General features: G+C 61.9%; 12 protein-coding genes. 5 read left to right on the top strand and 7 right to left on the bottom strand.

Translation table 11 applies throughout. The annotated features are described in order from the left end of the window. Genes N4J17_RS14825 through N4J17_RS14815 form a run of 3 tightly spaced genes read right to left on the bottom strand, consistent with a single transcriptional unit; the run spans nucleotide 1 to nucleotide 3,259 of the window. Nucleotides 1-1,131 carry an efflux RND transporter periplasmic adaptor subunit gene (locus tag N4J17_RS14825; RefSeq protein ID WP_198322580.1) on the bottom strand — a complete coding sequence of 377 codons (1,131 nt, stop codon included), beginning with the start codon at nucleotides 1,129-1,131 and terminating at the stop codon, nucleotides 1-3. Nucleotides 1,132-1,191: 60 nt separating this feature from the next. Further along, on the bottom strand, nucleotides 1,192-2,592 hold the full coding sequence (locus N4J17_RS14820; protein WP_198322581.1) for a sensor histidine kinase: 1,401 nt from the start codon (nucleotides 2,590-2,592) through the stop codon (nucleotides 1,192-1,194). After that, nucleotides 2,585-3,259: a response regulator gene (locus N4J17_RS14815; protein WP_198322582.1), complete on the bottom strand. Its 675-nt coding sequence runs from the start codon at nucleotides 3,257-3,259 to the stop codon at nucleotides 2,585-2,587. The genes N4J17_RS14820 and N4J17_RS14815 overlap by 8 nt, the downstream gene beginning before the upstream one ends. 188 nt (nucleotides 3,260-3,447) lie before the next feature. Here N4J17_RS14815 and N4J17_RS14810 point away from each other — a divergent pair, with 188 nt between their 5' ends. From N4J17_RS14810 to N4J17_RS14790, 5 genes are all read left to right on the top strand, one after another. After that, nucleotides 3,448-4,794, top strand: a complete 1,347-nt coding sequence (locus tag N4J17_RS14810) for an OpgC family protein (RefSeq protein WP_198322583.1) — start codon at nucleotides 3,448-3,450, stop codon at nucleotides 4,792-4,794. A 72-nt stretch (nucleotides 4,795-4,866) separates the two neighbouring features. After that, nucleotides 4,867-5,307 (top strand): glucan biosynthesis protein, encoded by a 441-nt coding sequence (locus N4J17_RS14805; RefSeq protein ID WP_198322584.1) that lies wholly within the window; start codon nucleotides 4,867-4,869, stop codon nucleotides 5,305-5,307. 204 nt (nucleotides 5,308-5,511) lie between these two features. Then, on the top strand, nucleotides 5,512-6,726 hold the full coding sequence (locus N4J17_RS14800; protein WP_198322585.1) for a cation:proton antiporter: 1,215 nt from the start codon (nucleotides 5,512-5,514) through the stop codon (nucleotides 6,724-6,726). 48 nt (nucleotides 6,727-6,774) lie between these two features. Then, nucleotides 6,775-8,220, top strand: coding sequence for a sodium:proton antiporter NhaD (gene nhaD, locus N4J17_RS14795; RefSeq protein WP_198322586.1), 1,446 nt, complete (start codon nucleotides 6,775-6,777; stop codon nucleotides 8,218-8,220). Between the two features lie 67 nt (nucleotides 8,221-8,287). Further along, nucleotides 8,288-11,047, top strand: coding sequence for a cation-transporting P-type ATPase (locus N4J17_RS14790; protein WP_198322587.1), 2,760 nt, complete (start codon nucleotides 8,288-8,290; stop codon nucleotides 11,045-11,047). Between the two features lie 44 nt (nucleotides 11,048-11,091). Here the strand turns inward: N4J17_RS14790 and N4J17_RS14785 are convergent, their stop codons facing one another. The 4 genes from N4J17_RS14785 to N4J17_RS14770 all read right to left on the bottom strand — a co-directional run bounded on the left by N4J17_RS14785 (nucleotide 11,092) and on the right by N4J17_RS14770 (nucleotide 18,283). Then, nucleotides 11,092-11,754: a DUF2459 domain-containing protein gene (locus N4J17_RS14785; protein ID WP_198322588.1), complete on the bottom strand. Its 663-nt coding sequence runs from the start codon at nucleotides 11,752-11,754 to the stop codon at nucleotides 11,092-11,094. Beyond that, nucleotides 11,751-12,521, bottom strand: a complete 771-nt coding sequence (locus N4J17_RS14780) for an alpha/beta hydrolase (protein ID WP_198322589.1) — start codon at nucleotides 12,519-12,521, stop codon at nucleotides 11,751-11,753. Before N4J17_RS14780 ends, N4J17_RS14785 begins: the two co-directional genes overlap by 4 nt. 241 nt (nucleotides 12,522-12,762) lie before the next feature. Continuing rightward, nucleotides 12,763-13,788, bottom strand: coding sequence for a hypothetical protein (locus tag N4J17_RS14775; RefSeq protein WP_198322590.1), 1,026 nt, complete (start codon nucleotides 13,786-13,788; stop codon nucleotides 12,763-12,765). A 565-nt stretch (nucleotides 13,789-14,353) separates the two neighbouring features. Then, nucleotides 14,354-18,283, bottom strand: a complete 3,930-nt coding sequence (locus tag N4J17_RS14770; protein ID WP_198322591.1) for a DUF3683 domain-containing protein — start codon at nucleotides 18,281-18,283, stop codon at nucleotides 14,354-14,356. Between the last annotated feature and the right edge of the window lie 102 nt (nucleotides 18,284-18,385).

Here is an 18,385-nt window from a genome sequence, read left to right as displayed (position 1 = left end):
TTACAAGAGCATGGCGGCTTCGCCATCCAGGAGCAGGGCACCTTTCACCACCACGCGTTCACCCCCGGAGAGCCCCTCGAGGATGGGCGTCATGCCGGCCCGCGACTGCCCCGCCCGCACCGGGCGGGCTTCGAAGATCCCCGGTTCCTTCTCCACGTAGACAAAGGTTTCCCGCCCGTCTTTTATCAGCACGGCCGAGGTGGGCAGGACGATCCGGCCGGGCTCCGATACGGTGATCGATACTCTCGCGTACATGCCGGGCCGCAGCGGAACCGTGGGGTCGTCCGGTTCGACGAACACCGAGGCGCGCCGGAGTTCGTTCTGGATGGCCGCGCTCTCGCCCACCACATGGCCGGAAATGGCGTTCGGCAGCGAAGCGAGTTCGATCGAAGCCTTGGCGCCGACCTCCACCAGCAGCAGGTCGTTTTCGAACACGTCGGCCACGATCCAGGCGGCGGAAGGCTCGCCAAGGTCGAACAGGGGCGACCCCGGCCCCACCGCGGCGCCCACGGAGACATGGGCCTTCAGAACTACGCTGTCTATCGGCGCCCGGACGACGACCTCGCCCCCGCGGCCATCCCCGATGAGTTGGAGGAGGTCGCGGCTGCGCTCGTATTCGGTGCGGGCCTGGCGGTACTCCGTCTCGGCTTCCATCCGTTCGACCTCCAGGCCGACGCCGCGGCGAGCCATTTCCTCCTGGCGCCGGCGCCTGTCTTCGGCACGGCTCAACTCGGCCTCGGCGCGGGAGAAATCCGAGCGCATCTGGGCCGCGTCGGCGCTGACTAGCGTAGCCAGCGGCGCGCCGGCTCTGATACGCTCGCCAATCTGCGCATGCACCTGGGTGACACGTCCGGGGACGATCGTGCCCGCGGCCGAAACGGCTTTGGTGCGGAAGTCGACTTTGGCGGGCGCCGAAATCGAAGCGTCGAATGCTTCCGGATGGATTTCCTGGATGACGAGATAGGGCAGGGATTCCGGTCTCAGCGAAACCGTGGCCGGCCCGCGGATTTCCCGGATGTCCGCCGACGATGACGGACCCGGCCGAGGACGATCGATTCGCCCGATATCATTTTGTTCACAGGCGGAAAAGCACAGGAAACCGAACAATGCGAGCCGGGATGGAAAAGACATGGGACGACAGGGGAAGCGCTGGGGTTGCCCATGCTATGCGTGGAAGCTTTCAGATACCTTTCAGCGGCGGTCCAGACCTTCCACCGGTTGCCGCCCGAAAGCGACTTCGATGCGTGTGCCGCTGTCGAAACACGAGTGGGAAACGTGCAGTCGGGCACCGTGCAGGTCGGCGATTTCCTTGACGATCGCCAGACCCAGGCCACATCCGTCGCCGGGGCTGCCGGGGACGCGGTAAAACCGTTCGAAGACCTTGCCTGCTTCAGCCGGTTCGATACCGGGACCATCGTCGTCGACGATCAAAGCCGTCCGGGGCGGGCCGTCGAGTTTCACGGCGATCTGACCGCCGGCCCTGCCGTAGCGGAGGGCATTGTCCAGCAGGTTGTTGAGGAGTTCGCGTAGCAAATCCGCGTTGCCGCCGATGAAGATGGGCTCCTCCGGCGCTCGGAGTTCCAGTTCCATGTCCCGCTCCAGCGCCTTGGGTGCCCAGTCCATGCAGCAGTCCCGTACCAGCGTGCCCAGGTTCACCGCGGCGAAGTTTTGGCGATCCTGCGCCGTGGCCTCGGAACGGGCCAGTACCAGCAGTTGATCGCTCAGATGGGCGACCCGGTCGGCGGAGTTTTTGATGTGGCTCAGTGCTGGCCTCATCGTTTCCGGGTCTTGCGCGCGCAATGCCCGCTCTGCCTGGATCTTGAGGCCGGCCAAAGGGGTGCGAAGCTGGTGCGCGGCGTTTTCGATGAAACGCCGCTGGGTCGCCATCGACGCTGCCAGGCGTTGCAGGAGTTCGTTGATGGTGTGAGTGAGGGAGCGCACCTCGAGTGGAACATCGGTATCCGGGATGGGGTCGAGGTCCCGGGCGGACCGGCCGGCGATGATGCGTGCCAGGTTGCGCAGCGGCTGGAGCCCTCGGTTGACGCCAGTCCAGATGTGAAGGCCGGTGACCAGCACCAGCAGGATTTGGGGCAGCACCACCGCGAAGAGAATCTCGCTCATCATGCCGCGGCGTTTGTTCAGCGTCTCCGCCACGGAAACCAGCACTTCCCCGGATGCCGCCGTGGGAGCTGTCAGCACCGACACGATCCGGATCGGTTTGCCCCCGATTTCGCCGTTGGAAAAATAGGGACGGTCCCGCTCCTCCGGCGGTATCGAGGGGCTGGATAGGGCTTTGTCACCCGCCATGAATCCTCCGCCGAGCGACTCGACCTTGAAAAAGGTCTTGTCCATGTCGTCCCAGCGGAACATTTCGACTGCGATGGGAGGAAGCTCGAAAGTGATTTTGTCCTTCTGTCCCTTGACCTGCTGGGCGAGCGATCGGGCGGAATCCAGCAGCCAGCGGTCGTAGGCTCTGTCCGCGTAGTGCAGGGCGACGAAATAGGACACCGCCGCGTCGAGCATCACGACGAAAGCCAGTGGCAAGGTCAGCCGCAGCAGCAGCTGGGTCCGCAGGCTGCGCGGCTTATTCATCGGCAGGCCGCTCCAGCAGGTAGCCGAGGCCGCGCACCGTCCTGATGCGAATGCCGAGATCGTCGAGGCGGCGGCGCAGGCGGTGCACATAGACTTCGATGGCGTTGTCTGCCAGCTCGTCGCCGCCGCTCGCCAGACGCAGGGCGATCCGGTCCTTGCTGACCACCCGGCCCGCCTGCAGCAGCAGAGCCTCCAGCACGCCATATTCGCGGGAAGGCAGCAGCAGCGGTTCACCATTCACATGGACCTGGCGGTCGAGCGTTCTGAGAACGAGGGGGCCGCACACGACGTCGTGACCGAAGCCGCCATGGCTGCGCCGGATCAGGGCCCGCACCCGCGCTTCGAGCTCCCGCAGATCGAAAGGCTTGGTCATGTAATCGTCGGCGCCCAGCTCCAGACCGCCGATCCGGTCGTCCAGTCTGTCCCGGGCTGTCAGGATGAGGACCGGCACCGGCGACTTCCTGGCCCGCAGCAGTCTGAGGACTTCTGTTCCGTCGATGTCCGGGAGGCCGAGGTCCAGAATGATCAGATCGTAATCGTGGGTACGCAGGGCGCTGTCGGCATAGGTTCCCGTCGCGGCAACGGTGAGGTCGAAACCGTCCTCGGCCAGGCTGCGCGAGAGGCCGTCGGCCAGGGTTTCATCGTCCTCGACGAGCAGAATCCTCATCGGTCGTCCCCACGGCATGAAAGGTTCATGAAAGCTTTCTTCTCTAAACTTCAACAGTTAACGACGAGCTTGGCGCCGCGTAGGGCGATGCGTCAGAAGCGCCAAAGTCTGCACGATATCGGTTCGAGCCGGCAATCCGCGCCATCACAAGCCGCGGCCCGGCGGGGTGACGCCAGATGGGATCAATCATGGAAACGTCGAATTCCACCGCGCCTTCGCGCAACGTCCGGCTCGATTTTTTCCGGGGCGTGGCGCTGATGATCATTTTCGTCAACCACATTCCGTTCAACCCCCTGTATTTTTATACCCCGTCCCGGTTCGGATTCAGCGACGCCGCGGAAATCTTTGTCTTTCTCTCCGGATTCGCCGCCGCCCTGGCCTACGGGCGATGTTTCGAGCGGGCGGGAATGTGGCTCGGAACGCTGCGCATCCTTCACCGCTGCGGTCAGATTTACCTCTCACATCTCGCGCTGTTTTTCGCCCTGGCCGCGATCTGTGTATTCGGCAATCGGTGGTTGGGCGGGGAGGATTACATCCATCGCCTGTACCTGCGGTATTTTTTCGAGAGCACGCCCGACGCGATCGCCGCACTGTTCAGTCTCCGCTACGTTCCCAATTTCTTCGACATCCTGCCGATGTACTTCGTGATCCTGCTCTGGGTACCTCTGGTCTGGAGTCTGTCGAGGATCCATGCCGCCGTGGCGCTGGGTGTTTCCCTGCTCGTGTACCTGGGCGCCTGGCACTTCGGGTGGGAGCTGCCGGCAGAGCCTGCCGGCGACCGCCCCTGGTTCTTCAATCCTTTTACCTGGCAATTGCTGTTTTTCACTGGCTTCGGGCTCGGCGCCGGATGGCTTCCGGTGCCGCGCGCCGGCCGCCGACTGACCACGCTGTGCCTGGCCTTCGTGCTGGTTTCCATTCCGCTCGGCCATGAGCCGACCTATCAAAGCGTCGCCTTCCTGGGCGCCGTGCGCGCCCACCTGGAGCCCTGGGTGGACAAGAGCCATCTGGGATTGCTGCGTGTTATGCATTTCCTGGCGCTGGCCTATTTGATGAACCGCTTTGTGTCCTGGAGACCCCATTGGCTGGAATGGTCCCTGCCGCGCTGGATCGCGCGAATGGGCCGGCAGTCGCTGCCGGTGTTCCTATTTTCCATGGCGCTCTCCTACCTCGCGGGGATGGCGCTCGACTGGAGGGGGCGGGAAGCGTTCGATATCGCCTGGGTGAACCTCGCCGGCTTGGGATTGATGCTCGGCGTGGCCGGCGTACTGGAGTGGCTGGATTCCAAACCCTGGAAGGCCGTGGCCGCCGGGCCGGCCCCGGTCCGGTTCCAGCCGCGCCCGAGGGGGTCCGCCTGGCGGAACGTCTGGGCCGGTCAGGTGGCTTTGGTTTTCCTGGCGGCATCGCCTTTGCTGATTTCCTTTACCAATAGTGAGGATTCGACGAGGGTACCGCTGGTTGCCAGCGCAGGGCAGCCCGGCGAGCTCGTTTACCAGTCGAACGGAGAAGAACGGATCGTGTGGCAGGACGGAATCTGAGGGGGAGTTCGCATGGTTTGCCGGCCGCTTGCGGCCGGGACCTATCGGGAGGCACGCGATGACGAGAAGGGAATGGCTGGAACACTTGCTCGCCGCAGGGGGACGTTGGGCATCCTCGGTTCTGGCTGGCTGAGGCCGGCGAGCGGCGCGTCGATGACCCTGCCGTTCAGCAAGGCTTGGCTCAGGGAGGAGGCCAGGCGTCTGTCGCGAGGGCCCTATCAAGGTCGCGCAGACGACATGCCGGATTGGCTGGCCGGGCTGGATTGGGACGCGTATCAATCGATCCGATTCAGGAAAGAGCACTCGCTCTGGGGACCGAAGGGCCGGCCGTTTCAGGTGCAGATATTTCACCTTGGGCTGTTCTTCACGCATCCGGTGCAAATCCACGAAGTCGTCCACGGTGTCGCCGTACCCGTGGCGTACAGCCGCGATTTTTTCAAATACGGTGCGTCCGTCGATTCGCTCGGCATTCCTTCCTCTCCATGCGTTCGATTTGCGCTGTTTCCTGCGTGACGGTTTCGGCGCTTTGACGGAGACCTGGCTTTATCAGTGGACGCCCCTGCCCGAAGGCTTCCAACGCCGCCCCGGTTCCGCCATCCCGGCCAGATCCGGCCGTCGCGGTTTGCAGGTTGGCCGATTCCCTGTAATGTCGGGGCGGCACGCTTCGCCGGCGCCGCGAGAGCCGTGGGTGCCGGGAGCGAATATGAGGAGGCGTTCATGGCGAACGAAGCGGTACATCAGTTCTTTTTCCAATTGATGGTCATCCTCCTGACCGCTCGCCTGTTTGCCGAGCTGTTCGCGCGCCTGAACAGTCCGCCGGTGGTGGGTGAACTCCTGGCCGGGGTGCTGCTTGGCCCCAGTCTCCTCGGGTGGCTGGAACCCAGTGAGGTGATCAGGCTTCTGGCGGAGATCGGCATCATCCTGCTGCTGTTCGAAGTCGGGCTGGAAACCGACATCCGGCAGCTCGCCAGGACTGGAGGGCGTGCCTTGTTCGTCGCGGTCAGCGGCTTCGTCCTTCCTTTCGCCTTCGGCACCGCCGTGGGCTACCTCGCGTTCGGTTTCAGCCCGTTGGAGGCGCTTTTCGTCGGCGGTACGTTGACGGCGACCAGCATCGGCATCACCGTCCGGGTGCTGACCGACCTGCAGCGCCGGCATGGCAGGGAGGCCCAGGTGGTACTGGGCGCGGCCGTGATCGACGACATTCTGGGCGTGATCCTGCTGGCGCTGCTCTACGAGTTCTCGCTTACAGGCACTGTCGATCCGGCCAACGCGCTGCGGGTCATGGGATTCATCGGCGTGTTCTTTCTGCTGGCGCCCCTGTTCGCCAGGCTGATTTCGCTGGCGATCCGCCAGTTCGCCCGGGTCAGCCGGACCGACGGTCTGATCCCGACGCTGATCGTGTCACTGGTCCTGTTCTTCGCCAGGCTGGCGCATGCCATGGGAGCTCCGGAGCTCCTGGGCGGTTTCGCCGCGGGGCTGGCCCTGTCGCGGCGCTTCTTCCTTCCCTTCGGCCTGGTCTTGCATCGCGATCCGGATTTCGCCGGCCGGATCGAGAATCAGATGCGGCCTGTCATCCATCTGTTCGTGCCGATCTTCTTCGTCATGGTCGGCCTGTCGCTGAACCTTCGCGCGGTGGATTGGAGGTCGCCGTTCATCTGGTCGCTGTCCCTCAGCTTGTTCGCCGCGGCGATATCGGGGAAGCTTCTGGGCGCCCTGCTGCTCAAGGGACCATGGAGGGAGCGCTTCGCCATAGGCATCGCCATGATTCCTCGCGGCGAGGTCGGCCTGATCTTCGCGGAACTCGGGCGCACCTCGGGCATCCTGGACAACCAAACCTATGCCGCTTTGATCATCGTCATCACGTGCACGACACTGCTCGCACCGATCTTGCTCAAAGATATCTACCGCCGGTATTTTCTGCTTGAAAATTGACTAACATACGTGGTTTTTGCGCGGTATGTCGCCGCGAGTGGAGACTGCATGAATTCATCGAGGATGCTTCCGTTTCAAGCCCTGGCCGCGGCGGGGCTGGGCGTGATGCCGCTGGCGGCATCGGCTGCGCCCGGCCTGTCCCGCCAGCTGGACCTGAGCGGCCATTTCGTCGGCTATCTGGCGTTGGCGCTGTTCGGCGTCGCCTATGTCTTCGTAGTGCTCGAGGAGGTATTGGAATTACGCAAGTCCAAGCCCATGATGCTGGCCGCGGCGCTGATCTGGGTGGCCATCGCTGTCGTTTACAAAGACGAGGGCATGTCCGAGGTGGCCGAAGCGGCCATACGCCACGACGTGCTGGATTACGGCGAACTGCTGTTGTTCCTGATCGTTTCCATCGCCTATATCAATGCCATGGAAGAGCGGCGGGTGTTCGATAGCCTCAGGTCCTGGTTGGTCAACCGGGGCTTTAGCTACCGTCAGCTGTTTTGGGTGACGGGCATACTGGCCTTCTTGATTTCCTCCGTCTCCAACAACATGACCACGGCCATGCTGATGTGCGCAGTGGTCATGGCGGTGGGCAAAGAAAATCCGAGGTTCGTGGGTCTTTCCTGTGTCAACACGGTCGTGGCGGCGAATGCCGGTGGCGCTTTCTGTCCGTTCGGCGACATCACCACTCTGATGGTGTGGCAGAAAGGCATCGTCGAGTTTTGGACCTTCTTCAAGCTGTTCATCCCGTCGGTGGTGAATTTCGTCATTCCTGCCGGGTTGATGTGTCTCGCCGTGCCGAAAGGGCGTCCCGCCCCGATCCTGTCCAAGATCACCCTGCGCCGCGGCGCCAAGCGGATCGTCCTGCTGTTCCTGCTGACCGTGTTGACCGCCGTCGGATTTCAGAATGGACTGCAACTGCCGGCGGCGGTTGGCATGATGGCAGGGCTGACCTACCTGCAGTTGTTCGGTTATTTCCTCCACCTGACCCATCGCGACGAACCGGCAGTCGGGATCGATCCGATGGCGGGCGAGGCGGTGACGGAGGAGGAGCCGGAAAGCACGTTCCGCTTCGACGTCTTCCATCACCTCGCCCGCATGGAGTGGGATACCTTGCTGTTTTTCTACGGCGTGGTTCTGTGTGTGGGGGGGCTGAATTTCATCGGTTATCTCCATCACCTGTCCGATTTCCTGTACGGAGAGCTCGGCGCGACTTCGGCGAATACGCTCGTCGGCGTCATTTCCGCGCTGGTCGACAATATCCCGGTGATGTTCGCGATCCTCTCGATGCATCCGGAGATGTCCACGGGCCAGTGGCTATTGGTGACACTCACCGCGGGTGTCGGCGGCAGCCTGCTTTCCGTGGGCTCCGCGGCGGGCGTGGCCCTGATGGGGCAGGCGAAGGGTGTCTATACCTTCGTCACTCATCTGAAATGGGCGCCGGCCATCGTTCTGGGTTATCTGGCGGGCATCGGGGCGCACTTCCTGCTCAATGCCGCCATGTTCTGACAGCGGCCGGGGCTCGCCAGTTTCTGCATTCGGGCCCTGATCCGCGACCGTCCGGGAGGATCGCAGCATGAAGTCAGCCAAGGTTCCCACCTCTTCGGACCGGATTCTCTCCGCTAATTGGCACGCCATGGAGACGGCGCAAGCTCTGGAGCGGCTCGAGACCCATCTGGTGCACGGTCTGACCGAAGAAGAGGCCGCAAGGCGGCTCGAACGTTACGGCCCTAACCGTCTGGCCCCGAAGAAAGGCAAGCCGGCCTGGCTGCTTTTCCTGTCGCAGTTCCACCAGCCCTTGGTTTATATCCTCCTGGCGGCCGGGGCGGTGACGGCATCGTTGCAGGAATGGGTGGATTCCGGCGTCATCTTCGGTGTCGTCGCAGTCAACGCGGTGATGGGCTTCCTCCAGGAAGCCAATGCCCTGAAAGCCATCGACGCCCTCGCGCGCAATCTGAGCGTCGACGCCACCGTCATCCGCGGCGGGATGAAGCGCATCGTTCCGGCGACGGAACTGGTGCCGGGGGATATCGTCACCTTGCATTCAGGGGACAAGGTGCCCGCCGATGTCCGCCTGATGCGTGTGCGAGAGCTGCAAATCGACGAGTCCGCCCTGACCGGGGAATCCGTCCCGGTCGAGAAGCGGACTGCGGTCCTTCCGGCGGCCACCGTCCTGGCAGACCGCGCCAACATGGCCTATTCCACCACCCTGGTGACCTACGGCAGCGGTCTCGCCGTGGTGGTGGAAACCGGCGACCGCACGGAAATTGGCCGGATCAACCAGATGATCGCAACGGCTCAGACCCTCGAAACGCCGTTGATGCAAAAGATTTCCCATTTCAGCGAACGCTTGATGTGGGTCATTCTCGGCTTCGCGTCGGCCACATTCCTGGTCGGTTGGCTGCGGGGCAAATCGGCGCTCGATATGTTCATGGCCTCGGTGGCTCTGGCCGTGGGCGCGATTCCCGAGGGCTTGCCGGCCGCTCTGACCATCACCCTGGCTATCGGCGTGTCCCGAATGGCGAAGCGCAACGCCATCATTCGCAAACTGCCCGCCGTGGAAACCTTAGGCAGTACCACAGTGATCTGTTCGGACAAGACCGGAACTCTGACCCAGAACCAGATGACAGTCGTAGCGGTATACGCCGGTGGCGAGCGTTTCGAAGTCACCGGCAGCGGATATGTGCCGGAGGGCGGGTTCCGGCAGGCGGGGACGGCGATCGACCCATGCCGCCATGGGGCTTTGATGGAATGTCTTAGGGCCGGGCTGCTGTGCAACGATGCCCACCTGATCGAAAGTGCCGAAGGGTGGAATGTCGAGGGTGACCCCACCGAAGGGGCGCTGTTGGTTTCAGCGCGCAAGGCCGGATTGCATGAGCTTCATGCCAGCGAATCCCACCCGAGGCTGGATACCCTGCCTTTCGAGTCTGAGCGCCAGTTCATGGCGACCCTGCATCACAACCGGGCGGAAGACGCCCGTCACGTCTATCTGAAGGGTTCGGCGGAAAGCATCCTGAGACGTTGCGACGCCGCATTCGACCGCAACCTGGGGACCATCCCCCTGGACACGGCCGCCATTCATACCCAAGTGGAAGCAATGGCCGCGCAAGGGCTGCGCGTCCTGGCCTTCGCCCGGGGAGACCGGTTCGTGGACGAAGACAGGGTGGTGCACCATAAGCTGCAGGGCGGTCTGACCTTCCTCGGCCTGCAAGGCATGATCGACCCGCCCCGGCCGGAAGCGGTGGAGGCGATCGCTGCCTGTCAGCGGGCGGGGATTCGGGTCAAAATGATCACCGGCGACCACCCGGCTACGGCAAGCGCCATTGCGCGCCAGCTCGGTCTGGTGAGGGCGGAAAGATTGCACCGTCTGTTTGGCATCGTCCCGCGGGGGCGGGTGCTCACAGGGGCGGAACTGAGGGAGCTCGACGACGAGTCTTACCGGCGCATGGTAGAACACTGCGACATCTACGCCCGCGTCGCGCCGGAACAGAAACTCAAGCTGGTGCGGGCTCTGCAGGAAAGGGGAAATGTGGTGGCCATGACCGGCGATGGCGTCAACGACGCTCCGGCCTTGCGGCAGGCGGACATCGGTGTGGCCATGGGCAGGGCCGGCACTGAGGTCGCTAAGGAGGCCGCTGCGATGGTGCTGACCGATGACAACTTCGCCACCATCGAGGCAGCGGTGGAGGAGGGGCGCGGGGTTTTCGACAATCTGATGAAGTTCATCATTTGGACCTTGCCTACCAATGTCGGCGAGGGTCTGGTGATCACGGTGGCGGTGTTCGGCGGGGTCGAATTGCCCGTTCTGCCGGTGCAGATACTTTGGATCAACATGAGCACGGCGGTGCTGCTCGGCCTGATGCTGGCCTTCGAACCCAAGGAGCCCGGCATCATGCAGCGCCATCCGCGCGACCCGCGACAGCCGATTCTGACGCGTGCCTTGATTTTTAGAATATTCCTGGTGGGATTTTCGCTGCTGGCGGGGGCATTCGGCCTGTTCGAATGGGCGCTGGAACGGGGAGAAAGCCTGGAGAATGCGCGCACCACCGCCACCGCCGTATTCGTGTTCGGCGAGATGTTTTACCTGTTCAACTGCCGGTCGCTGGAATACTCGATGTTCCACGTGGGGGTGTTTTCCAATCCGCGGCTGCTTTTCGGCGTGCTCGCGATGACGGCTTTGCAGCTTCTCTTCACCTACTGGCCGCCGATGAACCTGGCGTTTGCCAGCGCGCCCATCGGAGCTGTCGCGTGGAGCCGGGTGCTGGCCGTGAGTTTTACGATCTATGCCGTGGTCGGAATGGAAAAATGGTCAGGCCGCCGCTGGCGCAAGCGGTGAATCCCTGTTGTGTCGTGCGCGGCGGCTAGCAGCGGAATGCCGTCTCAAGGTAGTGACGCTCCCGGAGGAGATGCCGCGAATGGCCTGATCGTAGCCATCAACTGGTCCGCCGTGATCGGTTCGAACCAGCTCATCGGATAACCCCCCGCGGCCAGCGCGCCGGCCAGCCAGCCATTGCAGGTGTGGAAAATGTGGAATTTGCCGTTCGCCGGGTAGAACCGGCTGCCACCGTAATGTCCCGGCCCGACGGGCGGCGCTCTCGCCGCTCCGTGCCTGGCGAAGCTGCGGTCGACATAGCCGGCCAATCCGGCAAACGGCTGCGGCGCCAGGTCCAGCCGTATCCATTCGTAACCGGCGTAACGCGCCGCGATGTCCCCCTCGATGCTGGCCACGTGCAGCACGCTGGCCGTAGGCCAGAAGGCCGCTTTCAGGGTCAGCCACAGGCCGGGATCGCCGGACTGGTAATAGTCCCAGTCGCCCCAGCCCAGCTCCAGGTAGTCGGCCTCGGGGAAATCAGAGCTTTCAGGGATGAATCCGGGTGGAATGTCGGCTCTGCGCAGGATGAGGCCGGCATGCTTGCCCTGGTTGACTACGTAGACCGAGGCGTAGGGCTCGCCTTGCGCGGGAACCGGGTTTGCCGGGCTGGGTCCCATGCAGGCGGAGCACAGCGACAACAGGCAAAGCAGCAGCCGGGCGAGCGGATTCATCGCGCCAGAAAATCGGCGACCGTTTGAAAGCGGCGCCGGCGAATCGCCGGATCGATATCCTGCAATGGATGGGAGAATTCGGGGGACTTTACGACGAGGCCGCCGCGCTCTTGCACCAGTCTGGCCAGTTCATCGATTTCCCAGGGCATCATGACGCGATCGCGCAGGCCGACGATGAGCATGAGCTTCGATCCGTCCTGCGGGAGCTTGCGCACCGGATCGTAATCCTCCGGGCAGCCCAGGCGGGAAATCCGGCTTGGAGAGGAGTCCACCACCAGCGCATCGTATTCCCCGCCCGCGCCGACGGCATTGGCCAGGACCACCCCGCCTATGGATATGCCGTACAGGTAGCGGTGGGCATAGCCCTTGGCATTCAGCGCCGCGACGATCTCGCGGTAATCGGACACGATGGCCTTGAGCCGACTCTTTCCTTCGGAAAGGCAGTACCCGCGGTAATCGTAAACGTAAACATGGAGTCTCAAGTCGCGGAAAAACGCAAGCGCGCCCATGATCTGATCGGCCCGCATGGCATTGCCCTGCGCCACCAGCAGATAGGCTCTGGGATGGCTGGCGCTCAGACGGTAGCCGCCCAGCACGCGGCCGTCGCCTGTGCTGAACGACAGCCGGTCGATGCCGCGGATCGACCGGACGCGGCTGGCGTCCGGCGCTCCGGCCGCCCGCCGGAACTGCCAGAACGCCAGGGGTTCCCGCACGAAGCCGCAAACGGCGGTTTCCAGATCGGAGATTGAATTCTTGCCAGGGGCCATGGGGAAAGCTCCGATTGCAAGCATACTCGCAGCGAGCCAAAACAGCGCAAACTTGTGAGGCAAAACCATGTCGTTTTGTCCTCAATGTAATATCATTCGATCGAACGGCAAACCGGTTGAGTTTACAGCGAGTTTATAAAATGGGTATGTACTATCATGCGACCAGAAAGTTGAGACCCGTTTATGAGGGGCCGAGCTACTTATATGTCAAGCGCCGAACTACGGCCAATGTATCACCAAGTTACCAATTTGGTGGTGGAGAATATTCCTTGACGGAGCCGCTCACGTTAAGGCCCGCCATCAGGAATCCGTCCTCCGTCACACCATAGAAACAATATAGTCCGTCGCCGCATCGAGTGTTTTCTTCATGCCTCCGTCTCACATCAATGCAATAGTCAGATTTTACATCATTGCATATGATAACTTTCTCAAAGCCGGCTTCGAATGCTACAGGTTTCCAACTTTTCGAACGATTAAGGCGCTCAAACCCCATGCCTTGCTGCACGCCATAACGGGTAGAAATCATATCTACAGAAGCTCCGACTTCCTCGTCATTACTAAAAAATACTAAGCCGTTATACTGGTGCGGAGGTAAAGGTGTTGATTCTAATAGCGCTGTCTTCCAATAATTTGTTATCGTCGCGTACCAAGCCAACGCGGACTCGTTCTGTTTGGCGAACGAAAATATCAGAAGTACGGCAAGTGGAGATAGCCATAGCCACTTTGTTCCTTCCGGGCTGGATGTCATGAAAGCCAAGCAAATTATTCCTGACCATGTCGCCATCGCAGTCCTTGTGGAGTATACTATCCCAGCTGGCAAAATTATGACGTAATGTGCTGCGATGATGGCGAGTGAAATGATAGCTATAATATTGTGGCGCTTGTTTTTGTTCCGCAAAAACTGAATGGCTATGGCGGCAAGTAGAATGTAGGTTCGTATATCGTCAGAGAATATAATTCTGATATGTGATAAGAAATAGGCGGCTGATCTGTCTATGTTTGCAGCGATATCTTTGGCGCTATGTACAAAATGCGGCTGTCGCCATTCTGCTAGTTCCAGCCCCAATTGGCCAGTCGCCAAATAAAGTATCGCCAGCATGGATAAATAGCCTAATGCAAAGCCGCAACCCCATGCCGATACTATTCTAAATAAGATGGTCTTTACGTCGTCCTTTGACTCTCCTCCGTTAGCAAGGTTCAAGTGAAGAAGTGGCAGAATATAGTAAATATTGCTGAGGGTGCCAAAGCATAACACGCCGAACAGCATATAGAACTTCCATATGCCGAGACGGCTGGCGATTAGCGCAGCGAGAACCAGAACCAAATATGCCGGTAGCGATGTCGCAGGCCATAAGATTTGCAAATAAAGCGGATATATTTGGAGACATAATAACGATAGCAGAAGTGAGTACGACGGAACACGACTCTGTTGGTATGCGGCAACAACCCAGAAAACACCAAATGAGCAACATATTGCCAGGGTCGCCATCCAGCCTGGAACTATTTTTAGCCAATCAAAAAATAGGTAATTAAGCCACCGCCCGTCCGACCTGAGCTGGTATGTGTAGTTGTCTAGATAGTAAAGGTCGTCGTGGCGGTAGGCGGTTATCGTAGACAGCTCGCTAAAGGTGCCGATCGAAAAATATGCAGATATTATTACCAACAGGCAGCCGTACAACCACTCGAGCCTTGTCTTCCGTTCTGTTGGGAGTGCAGATATAGGATTTAAATTCATCGGAATAAATAGTATTCCTGCAAACGATAGCCAATGTTGGCACGTTATGGTGATTAATTCTGGTCTGGTTGGCAGGATGATTGTTATCTTGGACGATTCATACTAGTACGCGCTCAACTCCCCCATTGACCGCCCGCTCGACATAATCCTTCATCCAATTCTGTCCCAATACATGCCTTGCGATCTCGACCACGATGTAATCGGCGTCGAGCTTGTCGACATCATCCCGGTAGCGTTGCAGACCTTGCAGGCAGGAAGGGCAAGAGGTCAGCACCTTCACCGGGCCGTCGAAGCCGTCTGCTCTTACCCTGGCCGCATCGGCCTTCAATTCGGCCTCCTTGCGGAAGCGGACCTGGGTGGAGATGTCGGGGCGGGCGATGGCGAGGGTGCCGGACTCGCCGCAGCAGCGCTCGGATTTGGCGATCCGGCTGCCGTCGGCAGTGGCGATCAGGGCGTTGACGGTCTTGAGCGGGTCCTGCTGCTTCATCGGGCTGTGGCAGGGGTCGTGGTACAGGTAGCGGGCGCCGTTCACGCCCTCGAGTTTCACGCCTTTCTCCAGCAGGTATTCATGGATGTCGAGCACCCGGCTGCCGGGGAAGATGCGGTCGAATTCGTAGGAGGCGAGCTGGTCCAGGCAGGTGCCGCAGCTCACGACCACGGTCTTGATGTCGAGGTAGTTGAGGGTGTTGGCGACCCGGTGGAACAGCACCCGGTTGTCGGTGGTGATCTTCTCGGCCTTGTCGAACTGGCCGGCGGCGCGCTGGGGGAAGCCGCAGCACAGGTAGCCGGGCGGCAGCACGGTCTGTACGCCGATCTCATACAGCATCGCCTGGGTGGCGAGCCCCACCTGCGAGAACAGCCGTTCCGAGCCGCAGCCGGGGAAATAGAACACGGCTTCGGAATCCACTGCGGTCTTGCGCGGGTCGCGGATCACCGGTACGACCTGGTTGTCCTCGATGTCGAGCAGGGCGCGCGCGGTCTTGCTGGGCAACTGGCCCGGCATTTTCTTGTTGATAAAGTGGATCACCTGTTCGGTGACCTTCGGTTTGCCTAGCGAGGCCGGCGGCCGGCGGGTCTGGGCCTGTCCCCAGGGTCTGAGCAGGAAATGACCCAAGCGCTGGCCGCGGTAGCCCCATTCGATCATGCTGGTGCGCAAGGCCTTGATCGCATTGGGGCGGGTGACGTTGAGGAAGGCCAGGGCCGCGGTCTTGGCCGGGTTGAAGCTCTGCTTGCCCATCTTGCGCAGCAGGTTGCGCATGTTCATCGACACCTGGCCGAAATCGATGTCGACCGGGCAGGGGTTGTAGCACTTGTGGCAGACGGTGCAGTGGTCGGCCACGTCCTCGAATTCCTTCCAATGGGTGATGGAAATGCCGCGGCGGGTCTGCTCCTCGTACAGAAAGGCCTCGATCAGGAGCGAAGTCGCGAGAATCTTGTTGCGCGGCGAATACGGCAGGTTCGCTTGCGGCACATGGGTGGAGCAGACTGGCTTGCATTTGCCGCAGCGTAGGCAATCCTTCACGGAATCGGCGATGGCGCCGATGTCGCTCTGCTGCATGATGAGCGATTCGAAGCCCATGAGGCTGAAAGACGGCGTGTACGCAGCGCGGAGATCGGCCCCGGGCATCAGCTTGCCCTGGTTGAAGCGGCCCTCGGGATCGATCCGGGCCTTGTAGGCATGGAACGGTGCCACTTCCTCGGGCGTCAGGAACTCGTACTTGGTGATGCCGATGCCGTGCTCGCCGGAGATCACCCCACCCAGCGAACGTGCCAGCGCCATGATGCGGACGACGGCGGCATTGGCCTCCTGCAGCATCTCGTAGTGGTCGGAGTTGACCGGCAGGTTGGTGTGGACGTTGCCATCGCCGGCGTGCATGTGCAGGGCGACGAAGACCCGGCCGCGCAGGACGGCCTTGTGTACCGCCTCGATCCGCTCGACGACCGGCCGGAAGCTGTCGCCTTCGAAGATGCTCTTGAGGCGAGGCAACAGTTCCTTTTTCCACGAGACGCGCACCGAATGGTCCTGGAGCCGGTGGAACAGGGTAGGCCGTTCGGCGCAGTTGGTCAGCGCGCTGGCCTCGATGCCGAGATCGGCAAACCGGCCTTCGGCCTGCTCCAATGGCAGGTCCAGGTGATCCAGCAGCCATTGCCAACGTTCGCGCACCGCTGCTATGGCATCCAGCGCCAGCGCCCTGCGGTCGCCGATCAGTTCTGTTTTGTTGATTCCGTCCTCGTAGGCACGCAGCGGCAGTTCGCCGCCGAGGCATTCTGCCAGCGCATCGCACAGCTTGAGCTTGTTGCGCAGCGACAGCTCGATGTTGATACGCTCGATGCCGTCGCAGTAGTCGCCCATGCGCGGCAGGGGGATCACCACGTCCTCGTTGATCTTGAAGGCGTTGGTGTGCTTGGAGATCGCCGCGGTACGGGCGCGGTCCAGCCAGAACTTGCGGCGGGCTTCCGGGCTGACGGCGACGAAGCCTTCCGCCCCCCGCGCATTGCATAACCGCACCACCTGCGAGGCGGCCTGGGCCACCGCGTCATCGTCATCGCCGACGATGTCTCCAAGCAGTACCATTTTCGGACGGCCGTGGCGGCGGGCCTTGGTGGCGTAGCCCACGGCCTTGACGTAGCGCTCGTCCAGATGCTCCAGTCCGGCTAGCATGACCCGGGCGCCGCTGGTCTTGGGCAGGCTTCCGAGATAGTCCTGGATTTCGACGATGGCCGGTACGGCTTCACGTACCTGGCCGAAGAATTCGAGGCAGAAGGTGCGGGTGTACGGCGGCATCTCGTGCAGGATCCAGCGCGCCGAGGTGATGATGCCATCGCATCCCTCTTTCTGGACGCCGGGCAGGCCGCCGAGGAACTTGTCAGTCACGTCCTTGCCTAGGCCGGTCTTGCGGAAGCGGTGGCCGGGAAGGGTGAGGATTTCCACCTCGAGGAGCATGTGGCCGTCGGCGTCATAGCGTCTGAGCCGGAATTTCACCTCGTCCTGGTCATGGATCCTGCCGAGGTTATGGTTCAGCCGCTCGACCTCCAGCCAATTGCCGTCCGGCGTGACCATGCGCCAGGAAGCCAGGTTGTCCAGCGCCGTGCCCCACAGCACCGCCTTCTTGCCGCCGGCGTTCATGGCGATGTTACCCCCGATGCAGGAGGCGTCCGCCGAAGTCGGGTCACAGGCGAACACCAGTCCGGCCTGTTCCGCCGCCTCCATCACCCGCCGCGTCACCACGCCGGCGCCGGTGAAAACCGTGGCACAGGGCCGATCCACGCCGGGCAGGTGGGTATCGCGCTCCACCGCTCCCAGCTCCACCAGCTTTTCGGTGTTGATGACGGCGGACCGCGGCGTCAGAGGGACCGCGCCGCCGGTGTAGCCGGTGCCGCCGCCGCGGGGGATGATGGTGAGGCCCAGTTCGATGCAGTCGCGCACCAGATGACCGACTTCCTGTTCGCTGCAAGGATAGAGCACGACGAACGGATATTCCACGCGCCAGTCGGTGGCGTCGGTGACATGGGTGACGCGGGCATAGCCGTCGAAGCAGATGTTGTCCTTGCGGGTGTGGCGAGACAGCAGGGTCAGCGCCCGGCGACGCAGTTCCCGGGTGTGCTCGAAGCGGGCCTCGAAGGCATCCACCGCTTGGCGCGCCGCCTGGATCAGCAGCGTGACCCTGGCGGCTCGTTCCGACCGGCCGGCTTCGATCTCGGCACAGCGTTGCTCCATCTGGCGCAGGCGATGGCGCAGCGCTTCCAGCAGCGCCCGGCGGCGGCCTTTGTTGTCGAGCAGGTCGTCTTCCAGGTAGGGATTACGCTGCACCGCCCAGATGTCGCCGAGCACTTCATACAGCATGCGCGCCGAGCGGCCGGTCACGCGTTCGGTGCGCAGGTCTTCCAGCACCTGCCACATGTCCTCGCCGAGCAGACGGATTACGATCTCGCGGTCGGAAAACGAGGTATAGTTGTAAGGAATCTCGCGCAGGCGGAGGGGGCCTGGGTCTGTGTTCGAAGGAAAGGAGTCCGGGGCCGCAGCCATGCCTTGGTTCTCGTGAAAGCGGTGAAACCCCGATTCTATCGCGCCGGCCAGGCCGGAAATACGGCGTGGCGTGCAACAATGAGGATCGGTTTGCGAACCTGG

This window comes from Methylococcus capsulatus (assembly GCF_036864975.1).
Classification (GTDB): domain Bacteria; phylum Pseudomonadota; class Gammaproteobacteria; order Methylococcales; family Methylococcaceae; genus Methylococcus.
The sequence above is the reverse complement of the archived record's forward strand: the minus strand, read 5'-3'. Positions and strand labels throughout refer to the sequence as shown.